Origin of the sequence: Rhodococcus sp. 06-418-5 (genome assembly GCF_002258285.1) — a bacterium.
In the GTDB taxonomy this organism is placed as follows: domain Bacteria; phylum Actinomycetota; class Actinomycetes; order Mycobacteriales; family Mycobacteriaceae; genus Rhodococcoides.
In genome coordinates this window covers 35,959-56,964 of sequence record NZ_NOYE01000006.1, presented here as the reverse complement: position 1 = coordinate 56,964, position 21,006 = coordinate 35,959, and the positions used below count along the sequence as shown (strand labels likewise).

At 62.5% G+C, this 21,006-nt stretch carries 22 protein-coding genes and 1 pseudogene; 12 read left to right on the top strand and 11 right to left on the bottom strand.

The genetic code is table 11. From position 1 onward, the window contains the following. The first annotated feature begins 53 nt into the window (after window positions 1-53). The 3 genes from CH274_RS01505 (at window position 54) to CH274_RS01495 (ending at window position 1,336) form a co-directional block, all read left to right on the top strand. The gene (locus CH274_RS01505; protein ID WP_015586094.1) at window positions 54-596 is read left to right on the top strand and encodes a hypothetical protein; all 543 of its coding nucleotides are present in this window, start codon (window positions 54-56) and stop codon (window positions 594-596) included. A gap of 177 nt (window positions 597-773) precedes the next feature. Then, complete coding sequence (locus tag CH274_RS01500) at window positions 774-1,061, top strand: type II toxin-antitoxin system Phd/YefM family antitoxin (RefSeq protein WP_230591632.1); 288 nt, start codon at window positions 774-776, stop codon at window positions 1,059-1,061. A gap of 26 nt (window positions 1,062-1,087) precedes the next feature. Continuing rightward, window positions 1,088-1,336 (top strand): type II toxin-antitoxin system RelE family toxin, encoded by a 249-nt coding sequence (locus CH274_RS01495; RefSeq protein ID WP_371828030.1) that lies wholly within the window; start codon window positions 1,088-1,090, stop codon window positions 1,334-1,336. 21 nt (window positions 1,337-1,357) lie between these two features. Here CH274_RS01495 and CH274_RS01490 read toward each other — a convergent pair whose 3' ends face one another. Next, window positions 1,358-1,978 carry a hypothetical protein gene (locus tag CH274_RS01490; protein WP_032364994.1) on the bottom strand — a complete coding sequence of 207 codons (621 nt, stop codon included), beginning with the start codon at window positions 1,976-1,978 and terminating at the stop codon, window positions 1,358-1,360. A gap of 313 nt (window positions 1,979-2,291) precedes the next feature. Between CH274_RS01490 and CH274_RS01485 the strand changes: the two genes are divergently transcribed. The 4 genes from CH274_RS01485 (at window position 2,292) to CH274_RS01470 (ending at window position 5,571) form a co-directional block, all read left to right on the top strand. Further along, window positions 2,292-2,795 (top strand): hypothetical protein, encoded by a 504-nt coding sequence (locus CH274_RS01485; protein ID WP_015586098.1) that lies wholly within the window; start codon window positions 2,292-2,294, stop codon window positions 2,793-2,795. Continuing rightward, on the top strand, window positions 2,792-3,421 hold the full coding sequence (locus tag CH274_RS01480) for an RES family NAD+ phosphorylase (RefSeq protein ID WP_015586099.1): 630 nt from the start codon (window positions 2,792-2,794) through the stop codon (window positions 3,419-3,421). The genes CH274_RS01485 and CH274_RS01480 overlap by 4 nt, the downstream gene beginning before the upstream one ends. A gap of 63 nt (window positions 3,422-3,484) precedes the next feature. Beyond that, the gene (locus CH274_RS01475; protein WP_015586100.1) at window positions 3,485-4,555 is read left to right on the top strand and encodes an ATPase AAA; all 1,071 of its coding nucleotides are present in this window, start codon (window positions 3,485-3,487) and stop codon (window positions 4,553-4,555) included. Beyond that, the gene (locus tag CH274_RS01470; protein ID WP_032364995.1) at window positions 4,552-5,571 is read left to right on the top strand and encodes an ATP-binding protein; all 1,020 of its coding nucleotides are present in this window, start codon (window positions 4,552-4,554) and stop codon (window positions 5,569-5,571) included. Before CH274_RS01475 ends, CH274_RS01470 begins: the two co-directional genes overlap by 4 nt. A gap of 78 nt (window positions 5,572-5,649) precedes the next feature. On the opposite strand, the gene CH274_RS01465 is transcribed toward CH274_RS01470, so the two are convergent. Then, on the bottom strand, window positions 5,650-6,171 hold the full coding sequence (locus tag CH274_RS01465) for a hypothetical protein (protein WP_015586102.1): 522 nt from the start codon (window positions 6,169-6,171) through the stop codon (window positions 5,650-5,652). Between the two features lie 239 nt (window positions 6,172-6,410). On the opposite strand from CH274_RS01465, the pseudogene CH274_RS29955 reads away from it, so the two are divergent. Beyond that, window positions 6,411-6,701, top strand: a pseudogene (locus CH274_RS29955) (TetR family transcriptional regulator); the annotation flags it as partial. Window positions 6,702-6,776: 75 nt separating this feature from the next. Then, window positions 6,777-7,112, top strand: a complete 336-nt coding sequence (locus CH274_RS29585) for a hypothetical protein (RefSeq protein ID WP_230596322.1) — start codon at window positions 6,777-6,779, stop codon at window positions 7,110-7,112. Between the two features lie 351 nt (window positions 7,113-7,463). On the opposite strand, the gene CH274_RS29580 is transcribed toward CH274_RS29585, so the two are convergent. Beyond that, on the bottom strand, window positions 7,464-7,829 hold the full coding sequence (locus tag CH274_RS29580; protein WP_015586104.1) for a histone-like nucleoid-structuring protein Lsr2: 366 nt from the start codon (window positions 7,827-7,829) through the stop codon (window positions 7,464-7,466). Between the two features lie 38 nt (window positions 7,830-7,867). Then, window positions 7,868-8,491, bottom strand: coding sequence for a hypothetical protein (locus tag CH274_RS29575; protein ID WP_230591901.1), 624 nt, complete (start codon window positions 8,489-8,491; stop codon window positions 7,868-7,870). A 307-nt stretch (window positions 8,492-8,798) separates the two neighbouring features. On the opposite strand from CH274_RS29575, the gene CH274_RS29025 reads away from it, so the two are divergent. Both CH274_RS29025 and CH274_RS01450 read left to right on the top strand, forming a co-directional pair. Further along, the gene (locus CH274_RS29025; protein WP_155289035.1) at window positions 8,799-8,963 is read left to right on the top strand and encodes a hypothetical protein; all 165 of its coding nucleotides are present in this window, start codon (window positions 8,799-8,801) and stop codon (window positions 8,961-8,963) included. 101 nt (window positions 8,964-9,064) lie between these two features. Beyond that, a complete protein-coding gene (locus CH274_RS01450; protein ID WP_139278538.1) occupies window positions 9,065-9,532 on the top strand; it encodes a hypothetical protein in 468 nt (155 codons plus the stop codon). 842 nt (window positions 9,533-10,374) lie between these two features. Here the strand turns inward: CH274_RS01450 and CH274_RS01440 are convergent. From CH274_RS01440 to CH274_RS01410, 7 genes are all read right to left on the bottom strand, one after another. Continuing rightward, window positions 10,375-11,373: an aldo/keto reductase gene (locus CH274_RS01440; RefSeq protein ID WP_015586110.1), complete on the bottom strand. Its 999-nt coding sequence runs from the start codon at window positions 11,371-11,373 to the stop codon at window positions 10,375-10,377. Continuing rightward, complete coding sequence (locus CH274_RS01435) at window positions 11,370-13,031, bottom strand: FAD-dependent monooxygenase (protein ID WP_015586111.1); 1,662 nt, start codon at window positions 13,029-13,031, stop codon at window positions 11,370-11,372. The genes CH274_RS01440 and CH274_RS01435 overlap by 4 nt, the downstream gene beginning before the upstream one ends. Continuing rightward, complete coding sequence (locus CH274_RS01430; RefSeq protein ID WP_015586112.1) at window positions 13,028-14,671, bottom strand: MFS transporter; 1,644 nt, start codon at window positions 14,669-14,671, stop codon at window positions 13,028-13,030. The genes CH274_RS01435 and CH274_RS01430 overlap by 4 nt, the downstream gene beginning before the upstream one ends. Next, complete coding sequence (locus tag CH274_RS01425; RefSeq protein ID WP_052047793.1) at window positions 14,668-15,369, bottom strand: HAD family hydrolase; 702 nt, start codon at window positions 15,367-15,369, stop codon at window positions 14,668-14,670. Before CH274_RS01425 ends, CH274_RS01430 begins: the two co-directional genes overlap by 4 nt. A 2-nt stretch (window positions 15,370-15,371) precedes the next feature. Further along, window positions 15,372-16,343 (bottom strand): ScbA/BarX family gamma-butyrolactone biosynthesis protein, encoded by a 972-nt coding sequence (locus CH274_RS01420; protein ID WP_015586114.1) that lies wholly within the window; start codon window positions 16,341-16,343, stop codon window positions 15,372-15,374. Window positions 16,344-16,614: 271 nt separating this feature from the next. Next, entirely contained in the window at window positions 16,615-17,697 is a 1,083-nt protein-coding gene (locus CH274_RS01415) for an alpha/beta hydrolase (RefSeq protein WP_015586115.1), read from the bottom strand. A gap of 55 nt (window positions 17,698-17,752) precedes the next feature. After that, window positions 17,753-19,954, bottom strand: a complete 2,202-nt coding sequence (locus CH274_RS01410; RefSeq protein WP_052069823.1) for an MMPL family transporter — start codon at window positions 19,952-19,954, stop codon at window positions 17,753-17,755. 98 nt (window positions 19,955-20,052) lie between these two features. On the opposite strand from CH274_RS01410, the gene CH274_RS01405 reads away from it, so the two are divergent. Then, on the top strand, window positions 20,053-20,691 hold the full coding sequence (locus CH274_RS01405; RefSeq protein ID WP_015586117.1) for a TetR/AcrR family transcriptional regulator: 639 nt from the start codon (window positions 20,053-20,055) through the stop codon (window positions 20,689-20,691). The last annotated feature ends 315 nt before the right edge of the window (window positions 20,692-21,006 follow it).

Here is a 21,006-nt window from a genome sequence, read left to right as displayed (position 1 = left end):
TAGCAATCGGCCGAATACCGGATGTTCTGGAGAATCTCTGAGACGGTGGAGGTATGACATCGAAACGTACCTCCGCCGGCGACAAACGCGCCCGCAAGGTCCAGCAACGTCGAAAGCGACTTGCACAGCAAGGGGTCTCACGTGAGCAGCACGCTGCGCTGGTGCTCGAGCGCAGCGGTGATCCCTCGTTCGTGCAACGGCGCACCAACGCCGACGGTGGGCGCACTCTGTCGTGGAGCAAGGACATGGTGGGTGGTGCGGAGCTCAACGACTCTCTCGAAGAGCAGCGACAGGCGTTTCGGGACAAGTTCGGCCGAGATCTCGGGCCGAACGATCCATTGTTCTTCGACCCAGCTGCTGACACGCCGCAGGAGATCAGTGAGGAGAACTTGTTGGCGGACGTGGACTCCCTGATCGACAAGGCCCGCGAAGCAGGGGAGAACCCCGCCTACTTCCAAGCATGGCGCGACACCGGGTTCTTGCTCACCGAACACAACATGCATCTGTTCTCCGCGTCGGATATCGACGAATGGAACGCGGCGCTCGAACGGCATTGGGACGAAGCGGCATTCGGGCCGTTCGACGATGCATCTTAGGACCTACGGCATGTTCGGGCGGCTGCAGCGAGTCCGAGAGCGGTGGTGAAATTCCCACGCCGCTGACCGCGCGCACTGAAGTCGGATGGGCGAACTTCGGGTTTTGGTCACCAGTTAGTGCTGTGTCGCGTCGAACGGCAATTGCACCCTCGCACTATTTGCGCTCTAATTATGTACATGACTACTTTGCCGGTCGCGGATGCGCGTGCGCGTCTGTCCAAGATTGTGGACGATGCAGAACAAACCCACGCCCGGTATGAGATCACCCGTAATGGGCACCGGGCTGCTGTGTTGCTCGCTGCCGACGATTTCGATGCGCTGCAGGAGACCATTGCAGTGCTATCGGATCAGGAACTGCTGACATCTCATCTTCGGGGCGTGGCGGAGCTGCCTGAGGGTGACAGTCTCGATGCGAAGGAGTTGGCCGAGGTCATGCGGGTCGCTGGCCGGTCTACCCGCGCGTGAGTGAGCCTGAAGCGCCGTATCGGCTTGTGATTGCTCGATCAGCGTCTCGCGCTATCAGTCACACTCTTCCCGAGAAGGTCGCCGCTGCGGTGTACGAGTTCATCACCGGAGCATTGCTGGAGAATCCGCAGCGGGTCGGGAAGCCCCTGGCCCCGCCGCTTTCGCCCGCCTACAGCGCCCGCAGAGGCACCTACCGGGTTCTCTATCTGATCGACGCCGGGCAGCGCATCGTGCAGGTCACCGCGATCTCACACCGGTCAGATGCCTACCGCTGAGAAGATTGCGTAGCTACCGGATTATGTTGCGGAGATCAAGCCTCGTAGGCGTAAGGCTTCCACCAATGGTGGGTGGGTCGCGGTCTCCATCCAACCAGATTTTCGGTCCGCCTTGCTGCCGAGTGAGTCGGATACTGCGCTTCGCAGAATTCGGAGGGCATCTTCGATCGCCTCGCGATCGGCGTGATCGCGATCGAACCAACTCATGTCCGCGCCGATGACTCGTTCGTACTGCACCAGGGCACCATCCTTGTTCACTCCCGCTGTCTCCATCAGATCTAGTGAACCGATCGAGAAGACCAGAGCCCGAGTGATCGTTGTCGGCATTCCGCGCCGGTTTGCTTGGTAGACGGTCGGATCGACAATCCGGCCCATTGCCGGAATCCACAACACTAGGTGTCCTGTCCACCATGTGTCCGACTCCCATTTCGGTGTGCGGCTTCCCAGCTCCACCCACTGCTCGTCCGACCACGCCACCTGCCCGTACACGACCAACGGCTCAGCCTCGATCCCGTAGTCACGCAATGCCGGAATCAGGCAACGCACCGCAGCAATGCAGGTGCCGGAAAAACCGCCCTCGGTGTAGGCCTGCCAAATCTGGCAATGCCGGTCGATGATCTGCACTTCTGCCGGTGCAGTCACGCCAGGATTCGCAGGGGGACGGATCCCCGCTACCGGTGGTGTGACGTACCCGGCCCGCTGCGCCCATTCTGGCAATGCAGCGGCTCCCGGACCGCTACGCGATCGCCCTGACCCCTTGCCTGCACCCTTGCGTTTCTTGCTCACCGGTGACATTTAGACGCTCCCAACCCACCTCGACTCTCTGCCCCGTCGCAGGAGTTTCGCGTCCCGACCGTACCGGCCAGGTACGACACTTCCCGCACGCTAACGATCACATCCCTGTATTCAGGTTGACATGGTTGACATGACGCGAACAGCCGGGGATGATCAGGGTATGTCCACTGTCGAGAAGGATTTCGAGGTCATGGCGCACCGGCTGGTCGAGGCCAGTGGCGCGCCGGACGAGCGTGATCTGGCGTATGCAATAGCGGGCCTCGGCGGCATCGTCAACGGCCTCAAGGCGCGTCGCGCGTGGAGTGAGCACGTAGGGGAAATCTTGACCCCCAGTCAGGCCCTCGACGTTGCGGGTTGGACGCGTGCTGCCTTGAGCAAGGCTGTGAAAGAGAACCGCGTTCTTCGGTTGACCGGCAGCAACGGCAAATACGGCTACGCCGCCGCAGGCTTCACCGATGCCCAACCGGCGAAGCCGATTCTCGGCATCCAAGAGGTGCTGCGTGTGTGGGCGGGGCAGGACCCGCGTGGATGGTTGGCGGTCGCGTGGCTGACTACCGAACAGCCAGAGCTCGACGGCCGTACACCTCGGCAAGCACTTCTCGACGGGGACGTTCCTACGGCTGCTCGCGCTGCCCGGGCTGCGGTCAGTCGGCTTGCGGCGTGAGCGCTGAACGCGCCGTCGTTCATCTGTTCGAGCCCAAGCCCGTCGGTGAATTGGCGGAGCGATTTCCGTCGTGCGTCTACCCGGCTGGGGCCGAGCTGTTTCGATCGCATCAGGCCAGTCTGGGACCGTGGTGGTACTCATCGAATGGCGGCGGCAGGTTCGACCTCGAAGCCCCTGATGGGACTTGCTACCTGGCCGAAGACGAAGTGGTCACTCTCCTGGAGATTTTCGGTGGCCAACAGGTCGTGCCGAGATACGAGGTCGATGCGCGTGCAGCGTCGACGATCACGTTGGATGCTGATATCAGGCTCGCTGATCTGACTGCGAACACCGGTGTCGCGCTCGGAGTCACGGCAGAAATCTTTACTACCGCCGACTATCCGCTGACGCAGCGGTGGGCGGCCGCGTTACGGGAGGCCGGGTTCGAGGGTCTGCGGTACTGGGCCCGCCACGACCTCGAACATGCCCGGCGGTGCATTGCACTGTTCGGGCAAGCGGGGGTGGCAGGCGAGGAGCATCGTCATACCGTCCAGGCCACGGTCACCCTGTCTGAGCGAGCGGACCTGCTGGAGCGGTGGCGTGAAGAAACTGGTGTCGCGATCTTGGACGTACCAGATCTGTTGTAGCGATCGTGGTCAACCGCCCGCAAGGTATTGCTAACGAAACTTACAGTAAGTACTGTAAGTCTCATGAAGATCAGCGCACGTCCTCTGCTCGACAATTCCGTCGACGCCGAACTGTTCGTCGGCCGGCGAGACGAACTCGCCGCGATATGGGACGGATTGAACGCTGAGCTCAACGTTCTGGTGACGGGGGACCGCGGCACAGGCCGAACGTCGCTGCTTAGACAGCTGCAGCTCGACAGCCGAGAGCCGTTCACCGGTGCCCGCCGCGAAGGCGACTTCCCGATGAGCTTCGTTCGGGTCGAGGGGATCTCGGACGGCCGTGACGTGCTCGCCCGCGTCGTAGAACAGGTCACCGGCGAACCGGCAGTCGACAGTGACGGGCCCGACGTCTTGCTGCGGCGATTGAGTGACTTTCGCCTGCAGTTCATCGACGCCACGCTTCGGAGGTGGGCAGCAGAAAGCGACGACGGCACTGCTCCGCTTGGGACGCGGCTGTATCCGGTGATCATCGTCGACGACGTCACCGCATCGGCCGGGCACGCACTGTTCGGGCGGTACCGCGATGAGGTGTGGGCGACGGGATACCTGTGGGCGGTGTCGGTGCGTGAAAGTGACCGTCAAGGTCTCCTGACTCCGCCTGCAGATGCATTCTTCGAGAAGATCGTCGACGTACCCCCGCTCTCGAGAACGGAAAGCATCAAGTTGATCACTCGCCGCGCGGGAATCGACATGGAACCGCAAGCCAGCACCCTCGCTGATGCGGTAGGGCGAAACCCCCGAGATCTGGTAAGTGCTCTGCGGGGATTCCTGCAGGACCCCGGGTCGTACGAGGACAACTACCTGGCCCTCGCCGATAGAGACAATGCGCTCTGGGCTTTGGGTCGCCCAGCGTCGATGCTGGCGGCCGAAATGAAGGTGCGGGGCCCGGTCAGCGCATCGGATGAAGACTTGCTGGCCGCGTTGGGGTGGACGCGTCCTCGTGCTGTACAAGTCTTCAAGCAACTTTACGAGAAGGGGCTGGTCCGGAGCAGCGAAGTCTCGTCAGGTCCCGGGCGGCCGCGGCGGGTGTACGAGTTGACTCCGCCGGCGGAATGGCTGCGGACCGAACACGCTGATCCGGAGGACCAGAAATGAGTGACGCCCTACTGCGTCAATTGCGGGACTCGAAGGCCTTCGACCCGTCGCCGGATCCGGATCGTATGTGGCAGGTCCATGTGCCGTTCGACGTCCTCACTGGCCCCGTGAGTGGTGACTACGAGCAGCGCTTCATGGACGCTGTTCGGCGGCGTGAGCGTGTGGCTCTGATCGGTGCCAGTGGCTCGGGTAAGTCCTCGATCACCGAGTACGTGATGGACGCTCTTCACTCCGAAAACGTTGCAGCACTGAGGATCAGGATGGGATTTCAGACCGACTCCCTCGTCTCCGATCCGGCTGAATTCCCGCGTCTGTTGGTCAACACCATCGCCAAACAGCTCGACGAGAACCGGGCAGTCCAGAAGATTGCTCGGGAAATGCGTGGAGGTTCCCCACATCGACCGGTCAAATTCTCGGTTGGTCTCCCATGGTTGGCCGGCAATCTCGCGATCGAGCTCGGCAGCGTGGTGAACGAACCATCGCAAGGTGAGGATGTCGTGGATCAGGCCATCAGGGTCCTGGAACTGATTTCGCGCAGTGGCTTGATTCCGACGCTCGTGCTCGATGACACGGACCAGTGGATACGTCGTCCAGGTATCGGCGTCGATCCGGAGCCGCGGATCGCAATGTTCTTCGGCTTGACTCTGAGGATGATCGCCGAGCGACTTCCGGCAGCATGTGTCGTCGCCGTCCATAACGACTACATCGACAGCCCCCACTACAAACAGGCTCGCGAATACCTGAACACGCGAATCACCCTGCCCGCCTTAGCTAATTCAGCCGCGCTGGGGTCGATCATCGGTAGGCGGGCCCGCCAGGCCGCGGGAAATCCGAATCTCGGCGCGGTCGACGTCATCGACGCTGACGCCCTCCAGCATCTCTTCGACCACTACGGGGCCGGTCGCAGTGTCCGCCGGGAGCTGGTCGTATTGCAGGATGCGTTGGTACGAGCGTGTTCTGCAGTAAGTGAGACCATCGCCGCAGCTCACGTCGTCGCTGCGATCGCTGCAGGCTAGGACACGACTACCGGCGTAGGTAGTTCGCAAAATGCATCGCCTGAACTGCAATTCGGGTTTACCAACCCCTTTGCAGCTTCAGTAGTAGGTGTGAAACTGCTTGGCCCTGTCCACCGCATCGAGGACCTCAGCGTCGAGGCCTTGAGCTTCTCGTTCGATCGCGTTTACCCGTCGCTTCATGCCTGCTCTGGCGAGCCACGGCGACCACATCAGTCGACTGAGCTGCGCTGCTGACAAGCGCACACATCGCCCCAGCGCAGTGTTGATTCCCCCGGCTTCTTCCTGACCGTCTTTCTGCTTTACGTCGTCGTCGCTCGTCAGGCGCGCCACAGTGGCCAGTTGGATGTACAAACGCAGTGGCCGTCGCGGAACCCGTGCAATGATCGCGGCCGTCTCAAGCTCGCGGACACTGTCCTTGAAGTGCTGAAACGACGGATCAGTGGACGACGACCCTGCCCATCGGGTGCGTTCGGTGCTCGCCAAGTGCCGGAGAACCTCGCTACGCAGTTGACGGCGTTGCTGACTGCCGATCAGGTACTGGCCCGCAAAGGATCCGATACCGAGAGCTCCGATAATCGAGGCCACACCACTGATATCCATTTCGTAACAGTATTCGGATCCAGAACTTGGGGTCGGTTGACGCAACGTGAGTGGTGAAAAAGGAGAGATTTTTCCGTACCTATTGCGCCTCACGCGGCAGCAGATGTTCCGACTCCCGAATATTTGCCGGTGCTCGAAGTGTCCACCTCCGCAGGCATAATCGTGGACTGTTGGAGCCGATCGACTTTGGAATGGCGAAATTCCTCGCCTAGGGACGGTAGTGCTTCGGTCGCCGACAGATGGTCGGATCCGCGCGTGCGAATCGGAGTAGAAGGCAGTCCTATGTGGCGATGGACCGGAGAGAGTGTGACATGACGGTTGCCGATCAGAAGGTTTCGGAGCGGGAGAATGCCGAGCATCGCGCGCGTCCTCCGCAGAAACGTGCGCAACGGACCCGTGACGCGTTGATTACCGGTGCGGCTCGAACCATCGCATGTGGGGGAAGCGGCGTCACGGTCAACGACCTGATACAGGCTGCAGGGGTGACCAAAGGGGGCATGTACTTCCACTTCCCATCGAAGGACGCTGTTGTTCATGCAGTGGTCGACCAGGCTGCTCGACAATGCGAGTTCCTCCGGGCGCATCGCCCGTCTACAGGAGACACTGTGGCCGATGTTCAGGACTTGCTCGGCGGCTACTTCACTCATGCGAAACGGTATTGGTCTCTGAGGGCAGCAGCGGTGTTGTGGACCGACCTCCACTACGAGGACGTCGCACGGGCCGCGACCTACCACCCTCTCAGGGCCGCGGTCCTGGCCCTTCTGACCAGCAACGGCAGGCTGCCGACGATATCGGTGGACACTGCCGATGCTGTCATGGCCATCGTGTGCGGCGTGACGACCACCGCCGGGCCGGGGGGCTTCGGTGACGGCGGCGATCTCGACACCGTCCTGCGGTTGACGGGGCCCGTGATCGCGGCTGCCGGTGCAGTGGCGGTATGAACAGCGGTGGCGGGGACTCCGGGAAGCCTTGATCTCCGCCGGTTACCCGCGGCCGGTAGTGGGCGACGAGCCGGGCCAGCTCACGTTGTCGTGGGGCACCGGTGTCGGCGTACGAGAGATGTGTGTGAGCCCTTCAGGGGTGGTCGCCCGGACACCGGACGCGGTCTTTGCCTTGGGCCTGTTACGTCAGTCGGCAGCAGACTGGGTATCGCCGCTGCACCCGCTGATCGCAGAGCCGATCGTGCGCACATCCGAATCGCCCTTTCGGGTAGTCGAGCCGGTGACCAACATCGTTCGGAGCGCGTCGGTGATCCGGCGTTCGATGACGTGCCAGGTGAGTTTCCTGGGCTGTCAGTGTGCGGCGTTGTACGCCTCTTCGATGTCGGTGGGGATGCGGCCTCGATCGCCGATCTCGTGACCGTTGTCCGCCGCCCACTGCCGAATTGCGCGAGTCTGCGCCGGGTCACGCTTGGCCGGTGTCCCGGCTGTCGAAGGCGTCGACGCGGTTGCGGGGAAGGGTTTACGTTTGCGTCCGCCAACCCGCGCGGCGTGCTTGATGTAGTAGTCGAGCTTTCTGTGAAACTCGCTGGCGTTCTTTGCTTTCAAGTCGATCACGTACTCGACGCCCTGGACCGCGAACTCGATCGTTTCACCGGAGTCGTCGATGACCGATCCGTCGATGTCGTCGACCAATTGAATCGTTTCTAGCTTGGCCACAGTGAAGAAACCCTCTCGCAAAAATGTATGGAAGACAGCTAAGTGAGCGTATAACGGGTCTGCGTGGTCGTGACAACTGTGGGTGCGGCGCGCGTGGTTCGGATGCAGGATCGAGAGAGTGCGATTATGGGCAGCGCTCCATTCGTGGTCGGCGATGAAGCCCAAGTTACTAGTCGGGCGATGACGTCGACGCCGTCGAATGTCTGGTTGTGCTGTTCTGACGACCGTTCGATCAGGGAAATGAGGCGGACCAGCCCTTCCGCGTATCGGGCCAGGGTCCGCGGCGAGAGGTCGTAAAATCGGTACACCCATATCGTCCCGGAAGTGGCCTCGTTGAGAACGCGCGCGGCCGTGCGCGGATCGATGACAACGCTGCCGCCTACATCAGAGGGGTCGTATTCGCCCGTGTCGGCGGGTCCTTCGACATTCTGCGCGTAGTAGCCCACAACGTTGGTCGCGTCTGTGTAGCGGTACCTCTTCGCTTTCAGTGCGCGGAGCAGGAAGCCCTCGTAGATGTAGTTGTCACCACGCTTGGTGGGGTAGACCGTGCCGTCGTTGTATCCCTGATACGCACTACGCTGATCATCAGCGACATCGACGCCGCCGAACCCCCTGATCAGGATTAACGGTCGGCATTTTATTTCGCCCATCTGAACCTCCACGAGTGTTCGTCGCAGCAGGCACATGCCCCCGCTGTAACTCGTCGTCCTTGACTCAAATCGACGGGTGGAGATACCTGAGGTGCAACCGCGAACCCGCTGAGCTGGTCGTTGCGGCCAGGCCGCTTCTGATGGTCCTCGTGTTGGGGGGCGATGTCACTGGTAGTTAGGGCTGACAACCGTTTGAACGGCAGACCCGTTGGCCTGCGGATGAGAATTCGAGCTGTTCGTGGTGTCCGGTCCTGACGCTAGTGTGCATCGACAGAGACAGCCAACAGGGGCCTTGGCCTATCGGTGGGGGTGAATGATCATGCGAGACAAGAGCGGTGGAGATGTGAACGTCGACGGAAGCGGGGACGCCGTAGGACACGTCGTGGACAGGTTCGCCGCGGTGATGACCGAATTCGACGTCGATACTGCCGGCGTGGGTGTGCCGTGTATCGATTCGGTGTGGCAGGGGGAGTTGCGGGGATGAGGGGCCGGCAGCTCGTCGTTGTTGACGTCCACACCACGGGGCCGTCGTTCGAGGCTCACGAGGCCTTCGAGCTCGCCGCGATCGACGGTGCATCCGGGAGGGTGTGGGATCTCGCGCTGCCTTTGACATCGGCACAGCTCGAACGGGCGGATTCAACATTCCTGCAGCTCAGCGGATACCACCGTCGACGGCTGGTGGAAAAGGCGCAGCATGACGCGTTGACCATTGGAACGGAGCTCGCGGCGCTCAGTGATGTGTTGGCTGGAAACACGCTCGGCGGCGCAGATCCGGAGATCCATGCGGCATTTTTGAGCAAGGTCTTTCACCGGCATGGTGTCCGGTCGCGTTGGCACCACCTGCCCGCAGATATCGCGGCGTTGACCGCCGGTGCCCATGGGATCCCCGCAACCAACATTCCGCGGCTGGAGGTGTGCTGCGAATTGTGGAATGTGCAGCTCGCGGAATTTCCTTCGGCGCTGGATCGGGCGCACGCTGTCGCCGATTGCTTCGCGGCGTTCGACCGCAGAAGCGGACGGGAATCGGTGTCGGCAACGCTCAGAGGCGAGTAGGTGTTGAAGCAGCCGCTTATTGCGCTGGGCCACACCTGAGCCCCGCAGTTCTGTCTCGGTAGTCACGCTATCGCAGGCGGCGAATCCAGACGAATGGTATTCTACGAGTTAATACTCGTATTTGATGGCAGCGGCCGTCACCGTTGGACGTGGGGATCTGATGGATCTGTTCATCGATGTCATAGCCTCAATCGCTTCCTGGTGTGCTCCGATGGTTCTGCTCGTGGCTGCCGCAATCCTCTTGGTGGAATCCGGCTTGCTCGTCGGGTTTCTCCTCCCGGGTACTGGCACGGTTCTGGCGGTCGGTGCTCTCGTGGGGCTGGGCGAACTTGATCCCGTCGTGACGGCGATCGTCCTGATCGCTTCGTCGACAGCAGGGGCTCAGCTGGCCTTTCGGTCCATCAGGCGTGGATCGTGTCGCGCTGATATCGCCGGCGCAGGCCGCTTTGCGCGCCTGATCAACAGGGTGCTTGCTCGGGCACGTCAGTTGTTTTCGGGGGATGCGCGCGTCGGGACAGTGACCACGCATTTCGTCGGAGGCGCGAGGACCTTGGGGCCACGTCTCGCTGCGGGTTCCTCGTTGTCGTTCTCGAGGTTCGCGGTGTTGAATATCGTCGCCGCAACCGTGTGGGTCACTCTTCTGTTGACCACGGGAAGCGTGTTGGGAGCCAACCCCGCGTGGATCCCCTGGGCCACTGGCGCTTTCGTCGTGGCCGTAGTTGGAGTCATCGCAATTCGGGCATTTCGGCGCAGTGACGCTCCGGTTCCCGGCGGCACAATTCCCGCCCGTCGATCTGATCGACGGGGCGGGAATGCGGCTGTGCCGTGCAGTTGTGCCCGTGTCATTCGCGGCCGGCTGATACCCAACTCATGTCGGGTGCTCGGGTTCCGGTGACGGCGTCGGCGAGGGTGTCGAGGACGGCGAGCTGGTCCGCGGTGAGTTCGATGTGCACCGAGCCCGCGTTTTCGGTGACCCGATCCGCATTCCGAGTGCCGGGTATCGGAACGACGGGCAGCGCGAACTGTGTACCTTTCACCCGTAGCCACGCCAATGCGATCTGGGCGGGCGTGGATCCGTGCTGTGACGCGATGTCTGTCAATGGGGCGAGGGCGTCGGTGTTCGTTTCGAATGCGTCGAGTTGAAAGCGGGGTAGATACCGCCGAAAGTCGTTGTCGCCGAGCTGTTCCTGTTTCACTTTTCCGGTGAGCATTCCGCGTCCCAGTGGGGAGTAGGGAACGAATCCGATGCCGAGTCGAGCTGCGGTCGGGACGATGGCGTTCTCGACGTCGCGGCTGAACAAGCTCCATTCGGACTGGACCGCGGCGAGCGGATGGGTCCGGTGCGCTCGTTCTAGTTCGGGGGCGGTTACTTCCGATACTCCGATGTGCCGGACTTTTCCGTCGGCGATGAGCTCGGCCATCGCTCCGATGGTGTCGTCGATCGGGATGTGTGGGTCGACCCGGTGAAGGTAGTAGAGGTCGACGACGTCCACGTCGAGGCGACGCAGGCTGTTGTCGATGCACTGGCGGACGTAAGCCCTGTCTCCGCGGCTTCTGCGGCCGGGTTCGGTTACGGAGGTATCGATACCGAATTTGGTGGCGACGGTGACCTCGTCGCGACGGTCGGCGAGGAGTCTGCCGATCAGTTCCTCGTTGGTCCCGAGGCCGTACACATCTGCGGTGTCGATGAAGTCGATGCCGAGGTTGACGGCGTGATGCAGGGTCTTCAGTGCTTGGTCGGGGTCGGATTCGCCGTACATCGAGGTCAATGCCATGCCGCCGAATCCGAGTGCGGATACTTCGAGGCCTGTTCCGAGGTTCACGTGTGGGAAGTCGGTCATGATGCTGTCTCCTTGGAGGCGCTCGTTTCGGGTCGACCGCGTTCGACTGCCTGTGTGTCCGCGGGTCCGGCCACTGCGGTGAGGTAGGTCCGTATGGCTGCAGGGTTCTGCAGCGAGCCGGTCATGCCCACTATGCGGTCGGGACGCACGACAGCGACACCGCCCTGTCCGAGCTCGCTCGAAACGATCTCGTGGGTGTCGATCACGGTGGGAGTTGCGCTCAGAAGTGTGGTGGGGGAGTGGACCACGACCACGACGTGCAGCCGCGACCCCCACGAGTCGAGGATGGCATGTAAGGCCCGGAGTTCGTCGATACTGGTGATGGTGGCCAGCGCCAGGACTCGTCGGTCATCGAGGAGGTCGGGCAGCAACTTGTCGACCTCTCCGTCGAACTGGACGGGATGCGGGGGCAGGAACTTGCCCGGCGAGATGGTTCGACCGCGCCCGCCCCCGCGGGCCACTGACGGGCCGTAGGCCGTATCGATCTGCGCCAGTTGAGGAACGACACGCCGGGTGAGGAGCCCTGTCGCCGAGAGGATTCCGAGGATTCGGTCGCGGATCCACCGCGAAACGGCAGCACGAGTTGTCCACAGTTTCGTCTGAAGATCGGTCATCGCGGCGACCGATTCTGCGACGGGTCGTCGTTCGAGTTCATATGTTTCGAGTAGTGCTGCATCGGCTCCGTCGACCGCTACTGCTGCAAGTTTCCACGCGAGATTCGCCGCGTCCTGTATTCCGGTGTTCATACCTTGACCTCCCGCAGGACTGTGAATATGTGCAGCGTCGCCGGCAAGGATGAATCGGCCCGACACGTAGCGCGAGGACAGTCTCCGGTGTACTCGAAAGTCGCTCTGCCAAAGCACATTACTGACCCGGAAGCGGCCGAGGCCGCGTTGGCCGAGCATGATGTTGGCGCGATCGGTGATCTGAGTCGGCGGTATGAGCGCAGGGGAAGCGGACTGACGGTGTCCGAGAAATACCCGGTGTCCACCACCTGGGAGCGGGACGACGACCGTCACCCCGTCCGGGTGGAGATGGTACTGAGCCTCCCCGACCGACCCATCGGTTTCTAGGGTGCCGTCCACCAGCAGAAAAGCGTCGTCGTAGCTGTCGCCGTCGAAGTCGATGGCCGCTGTTTTCCGCACGGTGCTGTGTGCACCGTCGGTGCCCACGATCCACTCTGCTGTTGTGGTGAAGCGGATTCCGCTCGGACCGACCAATGACGCCCTCGCCCCGTCGCTGGGCCCGGCAGGGTCCGGATCGAGGGCACCGAGGAACTTGTGCCGCCAGCGGACCGTACCTCCCAGCGCCTGGTAGAGCTCGAGGAGAGCTGCCTCGACGAGGGGCTGCGGAAGGGACAGGGGTTTGTGCAGGCCGGGCTGGTCGAGGCCGGTGAAGTCGACGTGGCCGATCTGTGACCCTTTCGACCAGTACGACGCTCGGTCGAGAGTGACGCCGGCATCGAATACCGCGGGATCGACACCGAGGATGCGCAGGCTCTCCTGGGCGGCACTCCAGAGTACGAGGGCTTTCGGTTCGGTCGAGGGCCCCGACTTGCCGTCGATAATCATGTGGTCGACGTTCCTGCGGGCGAGCTCGCAAGCAAGCGTCAGACCTGTGGGGCCCGCGCCGACGATGAGGACGGTGTGCTCGGTCATGTCCGGACTCCTGACGGGCGAGGCGGGGCGAGGCTGGATTGTTCGGCCGAGATCACGTCCTCGTATCCGGTGGACGGCGCGTCGCGGGGTAGGGGAGAGGCCGCTGCGTGCGGGTCTGCTGCCGCGGGGTCGACGAGGAAGTCCTTGCGTCTGATGAGGGTGAATGCCGCGATCGCACCGATGAGGGTGACGATTCCCGCGATCGTCGTGACCTGATGCAGCGCCGAGATGAACGCGATTTCTGCTGCCACCCCAACGTCCTGCCCGGTCTCTTGCAGCGCCGCGACGGCCCCGGAGGCCACGGCGTCGACGGTGGCGTCGAGCTGGGCCGGAGTCAGGGCGGATCCGTACGCGGTGTCGAGTTCGGATTCGATGGTGCGATGAGCCAAAGCTCCGAGTACCGCCACGCCCAATGCCGCACCGACCTGCTGGAATGTCTCGTTGATCCCAGCTCCCATCCCTGAGTCTTCGGCCCGAACGAGAGCCACTGCCGCGCTCGCACGGGGTGGATTGTGTAGTCCCATACCGAGTCCCGCGATCACAAACCCCGGTAACAACGCCGTCCAGCTGTCACCGACGTCCGCGAATCGAAACAACAGAAACCCGATTCCTGTGCACAACAGCGAGATTCCGATCAGAATCGATGTCGAGATCCGGGCGCTCAGTATTCCGCCCACGGCACCGGATATCAGCAGGACGCCGGTAAGCGGCAGGAACCTCAATCCGGTCTCGATAGCCGAGTAGCCCAGCACGCCTTGCATCCACAGCACCGAGAACAAGATGGTGGCCGTGACGGCGAAGTTGATCGCAAACGTTGCCGCGGACAGGCCGTTGAAGGAACGGTTTCCGAACAGGACCATGTCGAGCATGGGATTGCGGACGCGGCGCTCGACCACAGCGAAGCCGAGGAGGGCGAGCACACCGACCGCCAACGCTACCGCGGTACGTGGGTCGGTCCATCCCACGACGGGTGCCCGGATGATTGCAAAGATCAACGCGAACAGACCTGCGGAGAACAGTGCCAGACCGAGGGGGTCGAGACCGCGGCGCGCGGTCGATGTCTGGTGGTCCCGGACTTTCAGAGCGACGACGGCCAGAATGATCAGTCCCACAGGGATATTGAGGTAGAACACCCATCGCCAGTCCACTTCGGTGAGGATGCCTCCGATCAACGGTCCCGCAGCGATGGCGATGCCCGAGGTGGCCCCGAAGATGCCGAAGGCGGTTCCTCGTTGGCGGCCGTGGAACGTCGCTGCGATCATCGCTGGGCCGACGGCGTACATGATGGCCGCGCCGAGGCCTTGAACTCCACGTGCTGCGTTGAGCAGAGTTGCTGACCCAGCGAGACCGCAAGCCACGGACGCGAGGGTGAAGGCCAGCGCGCCGACGGCGAAGATCCGGGTGCGGCCCAGTCTGTCCGCGATCGAGCCGGCGGTGAGCAGAAACGCGGCCAGTGCCAGGGCGTAGGCGTCGATCACCCATTGCAACTGCTCGAAGCTGGCCGAGAGGTCTCGTTGTATCGCGGGCAGTGCGACGTTGACGACGGTGAGGTCCAAGAACAGCATGAATGTTCCGAGGCAGACCGCTGTCAGCGTCCACCAGCGTTCGGGGGCCGACTGCAGCGGTTCGGGGGTGCTCATGCGGACTCCTCGAGGAGCGCGTCCGCGGTGGGTTGCGCGGCCGGCTGCTGGCGTCCGAACCAGGCGTCGATTGCCTCGATGGCTCCCGCGGTGTCGGTGAAGTGATGTATCTGCATTCCGTGCGCTCGGGCGGCTTGGCAATTGCGTAGGTCGTCGTCGACGAACAGGCATCGAGCGGCAGGGACGCCGAGTCGTTCGGTCGTCCGGCGGTAGATTTCGGGTTCGGGTTTGCGGACACCTTCGTTCGCGGAGACGACCTCGACGCTGAACAGGCCTGTGGGGACGATTCCTCGCCACTCGGGTTCCCATTCTCGGACGTTGTTGGTCAACAGTCCCAGAGTTCGTCCTTCGGATTTCAGCGTGTGCAAGTAGTCGAGAAGTTCCGAGTTGGGGACCCGGCCGGAGAACCATGCCGGCCGGAACTGTGACAGGTCGATAGCGCGTCCGGTCATGGTTTCCAGTGCCGATCCGACTCGGTCGAGGAAGGCCGCTTCGGTGATTTCGCCGCGTTCGAGCGGGGCCATGATCGTTTCGTCCGGGTCATCGTGCGCGGTGAACAGGGCACCCATCAGGTCCTCCGGTTGCACGGACATGTACTCGGTGAACGCCGCGATGGTGTCGGCGATGGGGTTGGTCAGGACGCCGCCGTAGTCGACGACGAGAACGAGGGGACCGGTGTCGATACTGTTGTCGGACATCGTCATCCCACCTCGACCTGCGAGCGGACGATGACGACGTCACCCTGGACGAGTTCGAAAGATGCGACGATCCCAGTCCCGGACTCGGTGGGTGCGGTGTCGATCAAGCGGCAGTAGACAGGAAGCTCGTGTTCGGCGAAGTCGAGGAACTGGATGTCGTAGCGCACCGGGGAACCGACCGACGATTCCGGCAGTGAGTGGGTGTCGAGGACGGCGCACACCGATGCCTGCCTGCACGCTTCGGTCAAGAGCATCCCCGAGACGTGGTCGACCTTGTGATCGGAGAGCGACGGGTGGTTGTTGTCGACGACGACCTCGTACGTCGTGTCGGGGTGTTCGGTGCCGGTGGAGGCGATGACGACGTTCTTCGAGTCCCGCCGGGCAACGCGTGCAGGCGGAAGCGGAACGGCGGCAGAGGTATACGGCTGATCGGGGGTGTTCTTCGCTGCCCGCCCGGCCGCGCGCATCTCGGCGAACATCTGCTTGGGCATGAAGCTCAGGGATCCGACGAATTCGCCGACAGGCACGCCGTCGAGAACGGTCTGGTACCTACCGACTGCCCCGGTCAGGTACCCCTCGACGTGGAACCGCTTCTCGAATTCGACTCGGATGACCAACCGGCCCGGTGTTTCCCCGACCTGGAGGGCAGCGAGGTCGGTCACCGACACCGAGGCCTTGCGGAAGACGAACGCCCAGTCCTTGGGTACTCCGTAGAACTGGTGACTGATCAGGATCGAGGCCTGCCTGCATGCCTCCACGAGGATCATGGGGTCGTACCGGTCGTCGAGTCGGTCGCTGTAGAGGGCATGCCCTCGCGGTAGCTGCGCGGCGACGACGAATCGGTTCTCGCCCGTCGCAGCAGCGTCGGTGAGGAAGACCTCGCTGACAGCTGCGCGGTGGACGAGGCTTCGCGGCACAGTGCGATCGAATGTCAGTTCACTGGCGATATCGAACGGTGGTGTGGTGACAGTCATTTCTTCCCCCAGGAAGGTGGTCGCAGATTTTCTGCTTTGTGCGAAACGCACCGATCGGTACGTGGTTTCAAGTACAGCGCCACGTTTTCGATAAGTCAATTCTTTTCACGTTAATTCCAAATGTTCGGAAAGTGATTCCCGTAACAATATAATTTCAGTTCGAGCGCAGATATACCGCCAGTAATTCGAGCACTATTGTGAGCCTGTGCACACGGTTAAGTGCACAGGCTCGCAATAGTGCGTTCAGCTATTTGATGCCGATCTGATGCGGTCAGTGGGGTTGTCGGGCGTCGAGCCACTGGTCGAGCGAGTCGAAGACGATGGCGGCGTTCCGTGCGTGGCCCATGTAATGGCCTGCGTGAGGAATCGTGATCGCCTTTCTGTCCGATGTTCCGGTGAACGATGCAATATGTTCGTCACCGAATTGCACGCGTGCGTCGTCCTGTCCGTAGAGGCCGAGAACTGGAATGTCTATGCTCGACATTTTGGCCAGGTCGAGAAGAATTCCGGGGCCTTGTGAAAGCATGTCGCCGCACGGGTGTTGGTTCTGATAGGGCGCTGCTGTATCGATTACTTGTTGTTCGGTATCGGCATAGTTTCCTGTCACGAATTCAGTGGTTCCTTGGTCGTAAAAGGTGTAGCCCTTGGCGGCGGGATTGTTTTCCGATGCCGAGCCTCCGGTGAGGCAGCGTGGTGTGGCGGCGAAGAATCTGACGTAGGCCTCGGGTGTCAGTCCGCGATCGGCCCAGTCCATGACGACGAGAGCGTCGACGTCGTCGAAGGTGTAGGCCTCGATCTGGACGATCTGCCCGCCGTTCGACTGGCCGGCGAGGGTGATGTGCCCGAAGGTGGGGGCCGTTCCGGATGCATCCCATTGATAGGTGCCGGTACGCAGCGCTTGGACGATCTGATGGGCCATCGTTGCTTGGGACCCCACGCACATGGCCCCGCCTGCCGGAGCGTCGCTCGTGTCGTATCCGAGTCTGTCGATCGTCAGTGAGGTCTGTCCGCGAGCGGCCATTTCGTAGGTGTGGTGGTATCCCTCGACTGGAAGACGCCAGTACCATTCGCCGGCTGCGATGCCGTGTTCGTAGAGGGTGATGGCGTTGCCGAAACCCTCTGCGGGAGCGGTGAGATGGCCACGGATGGTGTAGGTTCCGCCGTCGGCGGTGCACGGGACGGCTGTGTCGTTGGTGTTGCGGACTGTGAAGGACACCGGTACGTCGATCACGTCCGATCGGGTCGGCTGCGCGGAGGCGATGGCCGTTCCACCGAGAAAGATGGCGGTCGACGCGACGGTTATCGCAATCGCGGCGAGGAGCCGTGAGAGGGGGTGATGGCGGCTGTCGAGCATGGGGTACTCCGATCGGGGCGGGGATGTGGTGGCTGGGAGCGTGCGAGTGCAGTGCTCATACAGGGGTTTTGGGTCTTCCAGGGTCGACTTCGGTACCAGGTGTATCGACGCGTGGAGCATCGGTGATGCCGATGAGCTGGTGCAGGCGTGCCAGTGGGCGCGGTGCCCACCAGTTCCAGCGGCCGGTCAGGGCCATGATGGAGGGGACGAGGATCGCTCGGATGACGGTGGCGTCGATCAGGACCGCCAGTGCCATGCCGATTCCGAGTTGCTGAAGGAAGGTCACCCCGGAAGTGGCGTAGGTGGCGAAGGATGCGGCCAGGATGAGAGCTGCTGCGGTGACGACGGGTGCGGAGCGTGAGATGCCATCGATGATGGATTGGCGATTGTCTCCGGTACGGTCGAATTCTTCTTTGATGCGCGAGAGCAGGAAGACTTCGTAGTCCATCGACAGGCCGTAGGCGATGCAGAACATCAGGATGGGGATGCTCGGCTCGATGGCACCGGTAGGGGTGAAACCCAGCAGCCCAGCAAGATTGCCGTTCTGAAAACCCCACACCAGGACACCGAACATGACCGTCAGTGACAGCAGATTCAGAATGGTGGCTTTGATGGGGGCGATGATCGATCCGGTCATCACGAACAGAATGGCGAAGGTGATCAGTGCAATGAGCACGGCCACGAGCGGGAGCCGGGCGGTGACGCCGTCGGTGTAGTCGTCGAGCATCGCGGGTGAGCCGCCGACGAGTACCTGGCCGGGAGGCTCCACCGACCGTACCGCGGAGACGAATCCGGCTCTGTCGTCCAGTGATTCGCGAGTCGGTACCACCGAGAGGTAGCTGCCTGCGGTGTCGGGAGTGAAACGGACGGCGCCGTTCGGTGGAGCAGTGAGCGCCCTGTCGGGTTCGACGGTGCCCAGTGCGCTGTCCACTCGTAGCACCTGGGGCAGTGCTGCGAGATCGGAGGCGTACCGAGCGAGGCCGTCCGGTGCGATGGTCGGTGCGACGAGCAGAATTGCGTCTGCATCCTCGCTGGCGTAGTCGTCGCGGATGGTGTCGTACAGGGCGCGGACCGGAACCGACTGCGGCAGGATGCGATCGTCCGGTGCGCCGAACCGAACGCCTAGTACCGGCGCTCCGAGCAGTATCAAGATCACCACACCGGCGATCGCGAACACTGCAGGTCGGCCGGTCGTGGCCACGGTGATCCGCCGCCACACGGTACTTCCGTCGGTGTCCGGTTCCTTGCGCCGTAAGGCGCGGTGCCCGAGCAGCACCAATGCGGCCGGGAGTACGACCGTAGCGGCGAGCACGGCGGTGGCGACGACGGCTATCCCGGCGTAGGCGAACGAGGCCAGGAACGGGAACGGGAAGACCAGCAGAACGGCCAGTGACGCGGCGACGGTGGCGCCGGAGAACATGATGGTGCGTCCGGCTGCCTGCGCTGCTCGCTGCACGGCCAACGTCAGGTCAGCGGTGCGGCGGGCTTCCTCTCGGAAGCGGTAGATCAGGAACAGTCCGTAATCGACGCCGAGTGCAATGCCCATCACCAGCGCGATGTTCGCCGCGAAGGTCGATACTTCGGTGAAGGCTGCCACCACGCGCATGATGGCCAGGGTGCCGACGACGGAGAACAGTCCGGTTGCGAAGACCACTGCGGCGAGACGGAGCCGCCGTAGGACGGCCCACAACAGTGCGATCACCAGCGGGGCGATGATCAGCTCTGCTCGGAGAAAGTCGGTCCTGGATTGTTCTGCGACGGAGCGGAACACCTCGTCGCTGCCGCCGAGAGCGATGTCGATGTTCGAGGTAGCCGACCGGCTGAGTGCCTCGTCGAGAGCGGGAAGGACCTGTTGCCGGATTTCGGTGGCGTCGCCCGGTGCCCACGCCTGGATCAGCGCCGAGCTGCCGTCCCCGGCGGCGAGGGTCGGAACCTCTTCGGTCCAGTAGGACCATGTGTCGTCGATGCCGGGGAAGGTGTCGACGAACTCGGTCAGACGTAACCCGTCCGCGGCGACGGCCGAGCTGTCGACGTCGCCGGTCTTCGCGGTGACGAGGATGGTGATGTTGGGTGTGCCGGTCTGAAAGGTGTCGTTGAGCAGCGCCTCGGCTGCCGCAGACGGGGCGTTGGTCGCCTCGAACCTGTTCAGGGACAGTGCATTCATCGCACCGGCAGCGACTGCTGCGAGCACGAGGAAGAGGACGCCGGCCACTACGAGGGTGAGGCCGGGTCGAGTTGTGGCGAATCGGGTGGGCATCGCGGGTCCCCCTGCTACCGTGGATACGAGCGATTGCTCGTGATTTGCGAGAATACGAGCGAAAGCTCGTCTTGTCTACCGGAAAGCCTGGAGTTCACATGCCGAATACCTCGACGCCAACTACCTCTCCTGCACCCAAGCGTCAGGATCGCGGACTCAAGCGCATCGCTGCGATCCTCGACGGTGCGGAGGAGTTGTTCGGAGAAGTCGGGTTCGACGCAGCGACCACGAACGCTATCGCCAGCAAATCGGGCATGTCACCGGGTTCGCTGTACCAGTTCTTCAGAAACAAGGAAGACATCGCCGCAGCATTGGCGGAACGCTACGTCGTGGAGTTGACCGACGCCCAATCGGCCGCGGTCGATCCGCGACCGGACGGCTTCGTGGAATCTCTACCGCAGTTCATCGACCGGGCCGTCGACAATATGGTCGCCTTCAATGCGGCCAATCCGGCTTTCCTGCAACTGTTCTCGCGAGCAGATACCCAGCCTGCCCTGTATACCGCAGTCGTACCATTGCAGAGCGAACTCTCCCAGAGGGTCGCCCAGACCTTGGCCGCACTCGCACCGACCCTGTCCAGCGAACGCATCGACCTCCACGCGCTGGTGGCCTTGCAGATCACCCGCGGAATGATGCCCGTCATCGCCGCAGAAAAAACTAACAAGAAGGACCAGCTCGTGACCGAGCTCAAGGCGGCACTGATTCGTTACCTGTCCGAGGCACTCGCCTCACCCTGACGGAACAGAGACCCGCGCCGCCGCAGGCCGTGCGTACTCCCAGTCTGAAAAAAGCTGCAGCAGTAGCTGTTTTGACGTTTTTCAGTTGTGCTGCCAGCAATCACTGCTTTTCGTACACTATGGGATCCGCGCCGATCGATACTTCGATGCGTGGTGGAGCATTCGGTCGAGGCTCAACGCCCCGCGTCGTATGCTCGGTCAGCGATCGGCGACCTTAGGCGCGCACCCGGCGGCGGACCATGCGACCGGCGTGCATCGCCGCAACTTTGGTCCAATCAGGGTGTGCAATTAGCCGTCACAGCTGGACCGATGACC

Excerpts from the sequence above, each read along its gene's own strand:
- CH274_RS01505 (WP_015586094.1), top strand. The coding sequence starts at position 54 with ATGACATCGAAACGTACCTCCGCCGGCGACAAACGCGCCCGCAAGGTC.
- CH274_RS01500 (WP_230591632.1), top strand. The coding sequence starts at position 774 with ATGACTACTTTGCCGGTCGCGGATGCGCGTGCGCGTCTGTCCAAGATT.
- CH274_RS01485 (WP_015586098.1), top strand. The coding sequence starts at position 2,292 with ATGTCCACTGTCGAGAAGGATTTCGAGGTCATGGCGCACCGGCTGGTC.
- CH274_RS01475 (WP_015586100.1), top strand. The coding sequence starts at position 3,485 with ATGAAGATCAGCGCACGTCCTCTGCTCGACAATTCCGTCGACGCCGAA.
- CH274_RS01470 (WP_032364995.1), top strand. The coding sequence starts at position 4,552 with ATGAGTGACGCCCTACTGCGTCAATTGCGGGACTCGAAGGCCTTCGAC.
- CH274_RS01465 (WP_015586102.1), bottom strand. The coding sequence starts at position 6,171 with ATGGATATCAGTGGTGTGGCCTCGATTATCGGAGCTCTCGGTATCGGA.
- CH274_RS29025 (WP_155289035.1), top strand. The coding sequence starts at position 8,799 with ATGCGAGACAAGAGCGGTGGAGATGTGAACGTCGACGGAAGCGGGGAC.
- CH274_RS01440 (WP_015586110.1), bottom strand. The coding sequence starts at position 11,373 with ATGACCGACTTCCCACACGTGAACCTCGGAACAGGCCTCGAAGTATCC.
- CH274_RS01435 (WP_015586111.1), bottom strand. The coding sequence starts at position 13,031 with ATGACCGAGCACACCGTCCTCATCGTCGGCGCGGGCCCCACAGGTCTG.
- CH274_RS01430 (WP_015586112.1), bottom strand. The coding sequence starts at position 14,671 with ATGAGCACCCCCGAACCGCTGCAGTCGGCCCCCGAACGCTGGTGGACG.
- CH274_RS01425 (WP_052047793.1), bottom strand. The coding sequence starts at position 15,369 with ATGTCCGACAACAGTATCGACACCGGTCCCCTCGTTCTCGTCGTCGAC.
- CH274_RS01420 (WP_015586114.1), bottom strand. The coding sequence starts at position 16,343 with ATGACTGTCACCACACCACCGTTCGATATCGCCAGTGAACTGACATTC.
- CH274_RS01415 (WP_015586115.1), bottom strand. The coding sequence starts at position 17,697 with ATGCTCGACAGCCGCCATCACCCCCTCTCACGGCTCCTCGCCGCGATT.
- CH274_RS01410 (WP_052069823.1), bottom strand. The coding sequence starts at position 19,954 with ATGCCCACCCGATTCGCCACAACTCGACCCGGCCTCACCCTCGTAGTG.
- CH274_RS01405 (WP_015586117.1), top strand. The coding sequence starts at position 20,053 with ATGCCGAATACCTCGACGCCAACTACCTCTCCTGCACCCAAGCGTCAG.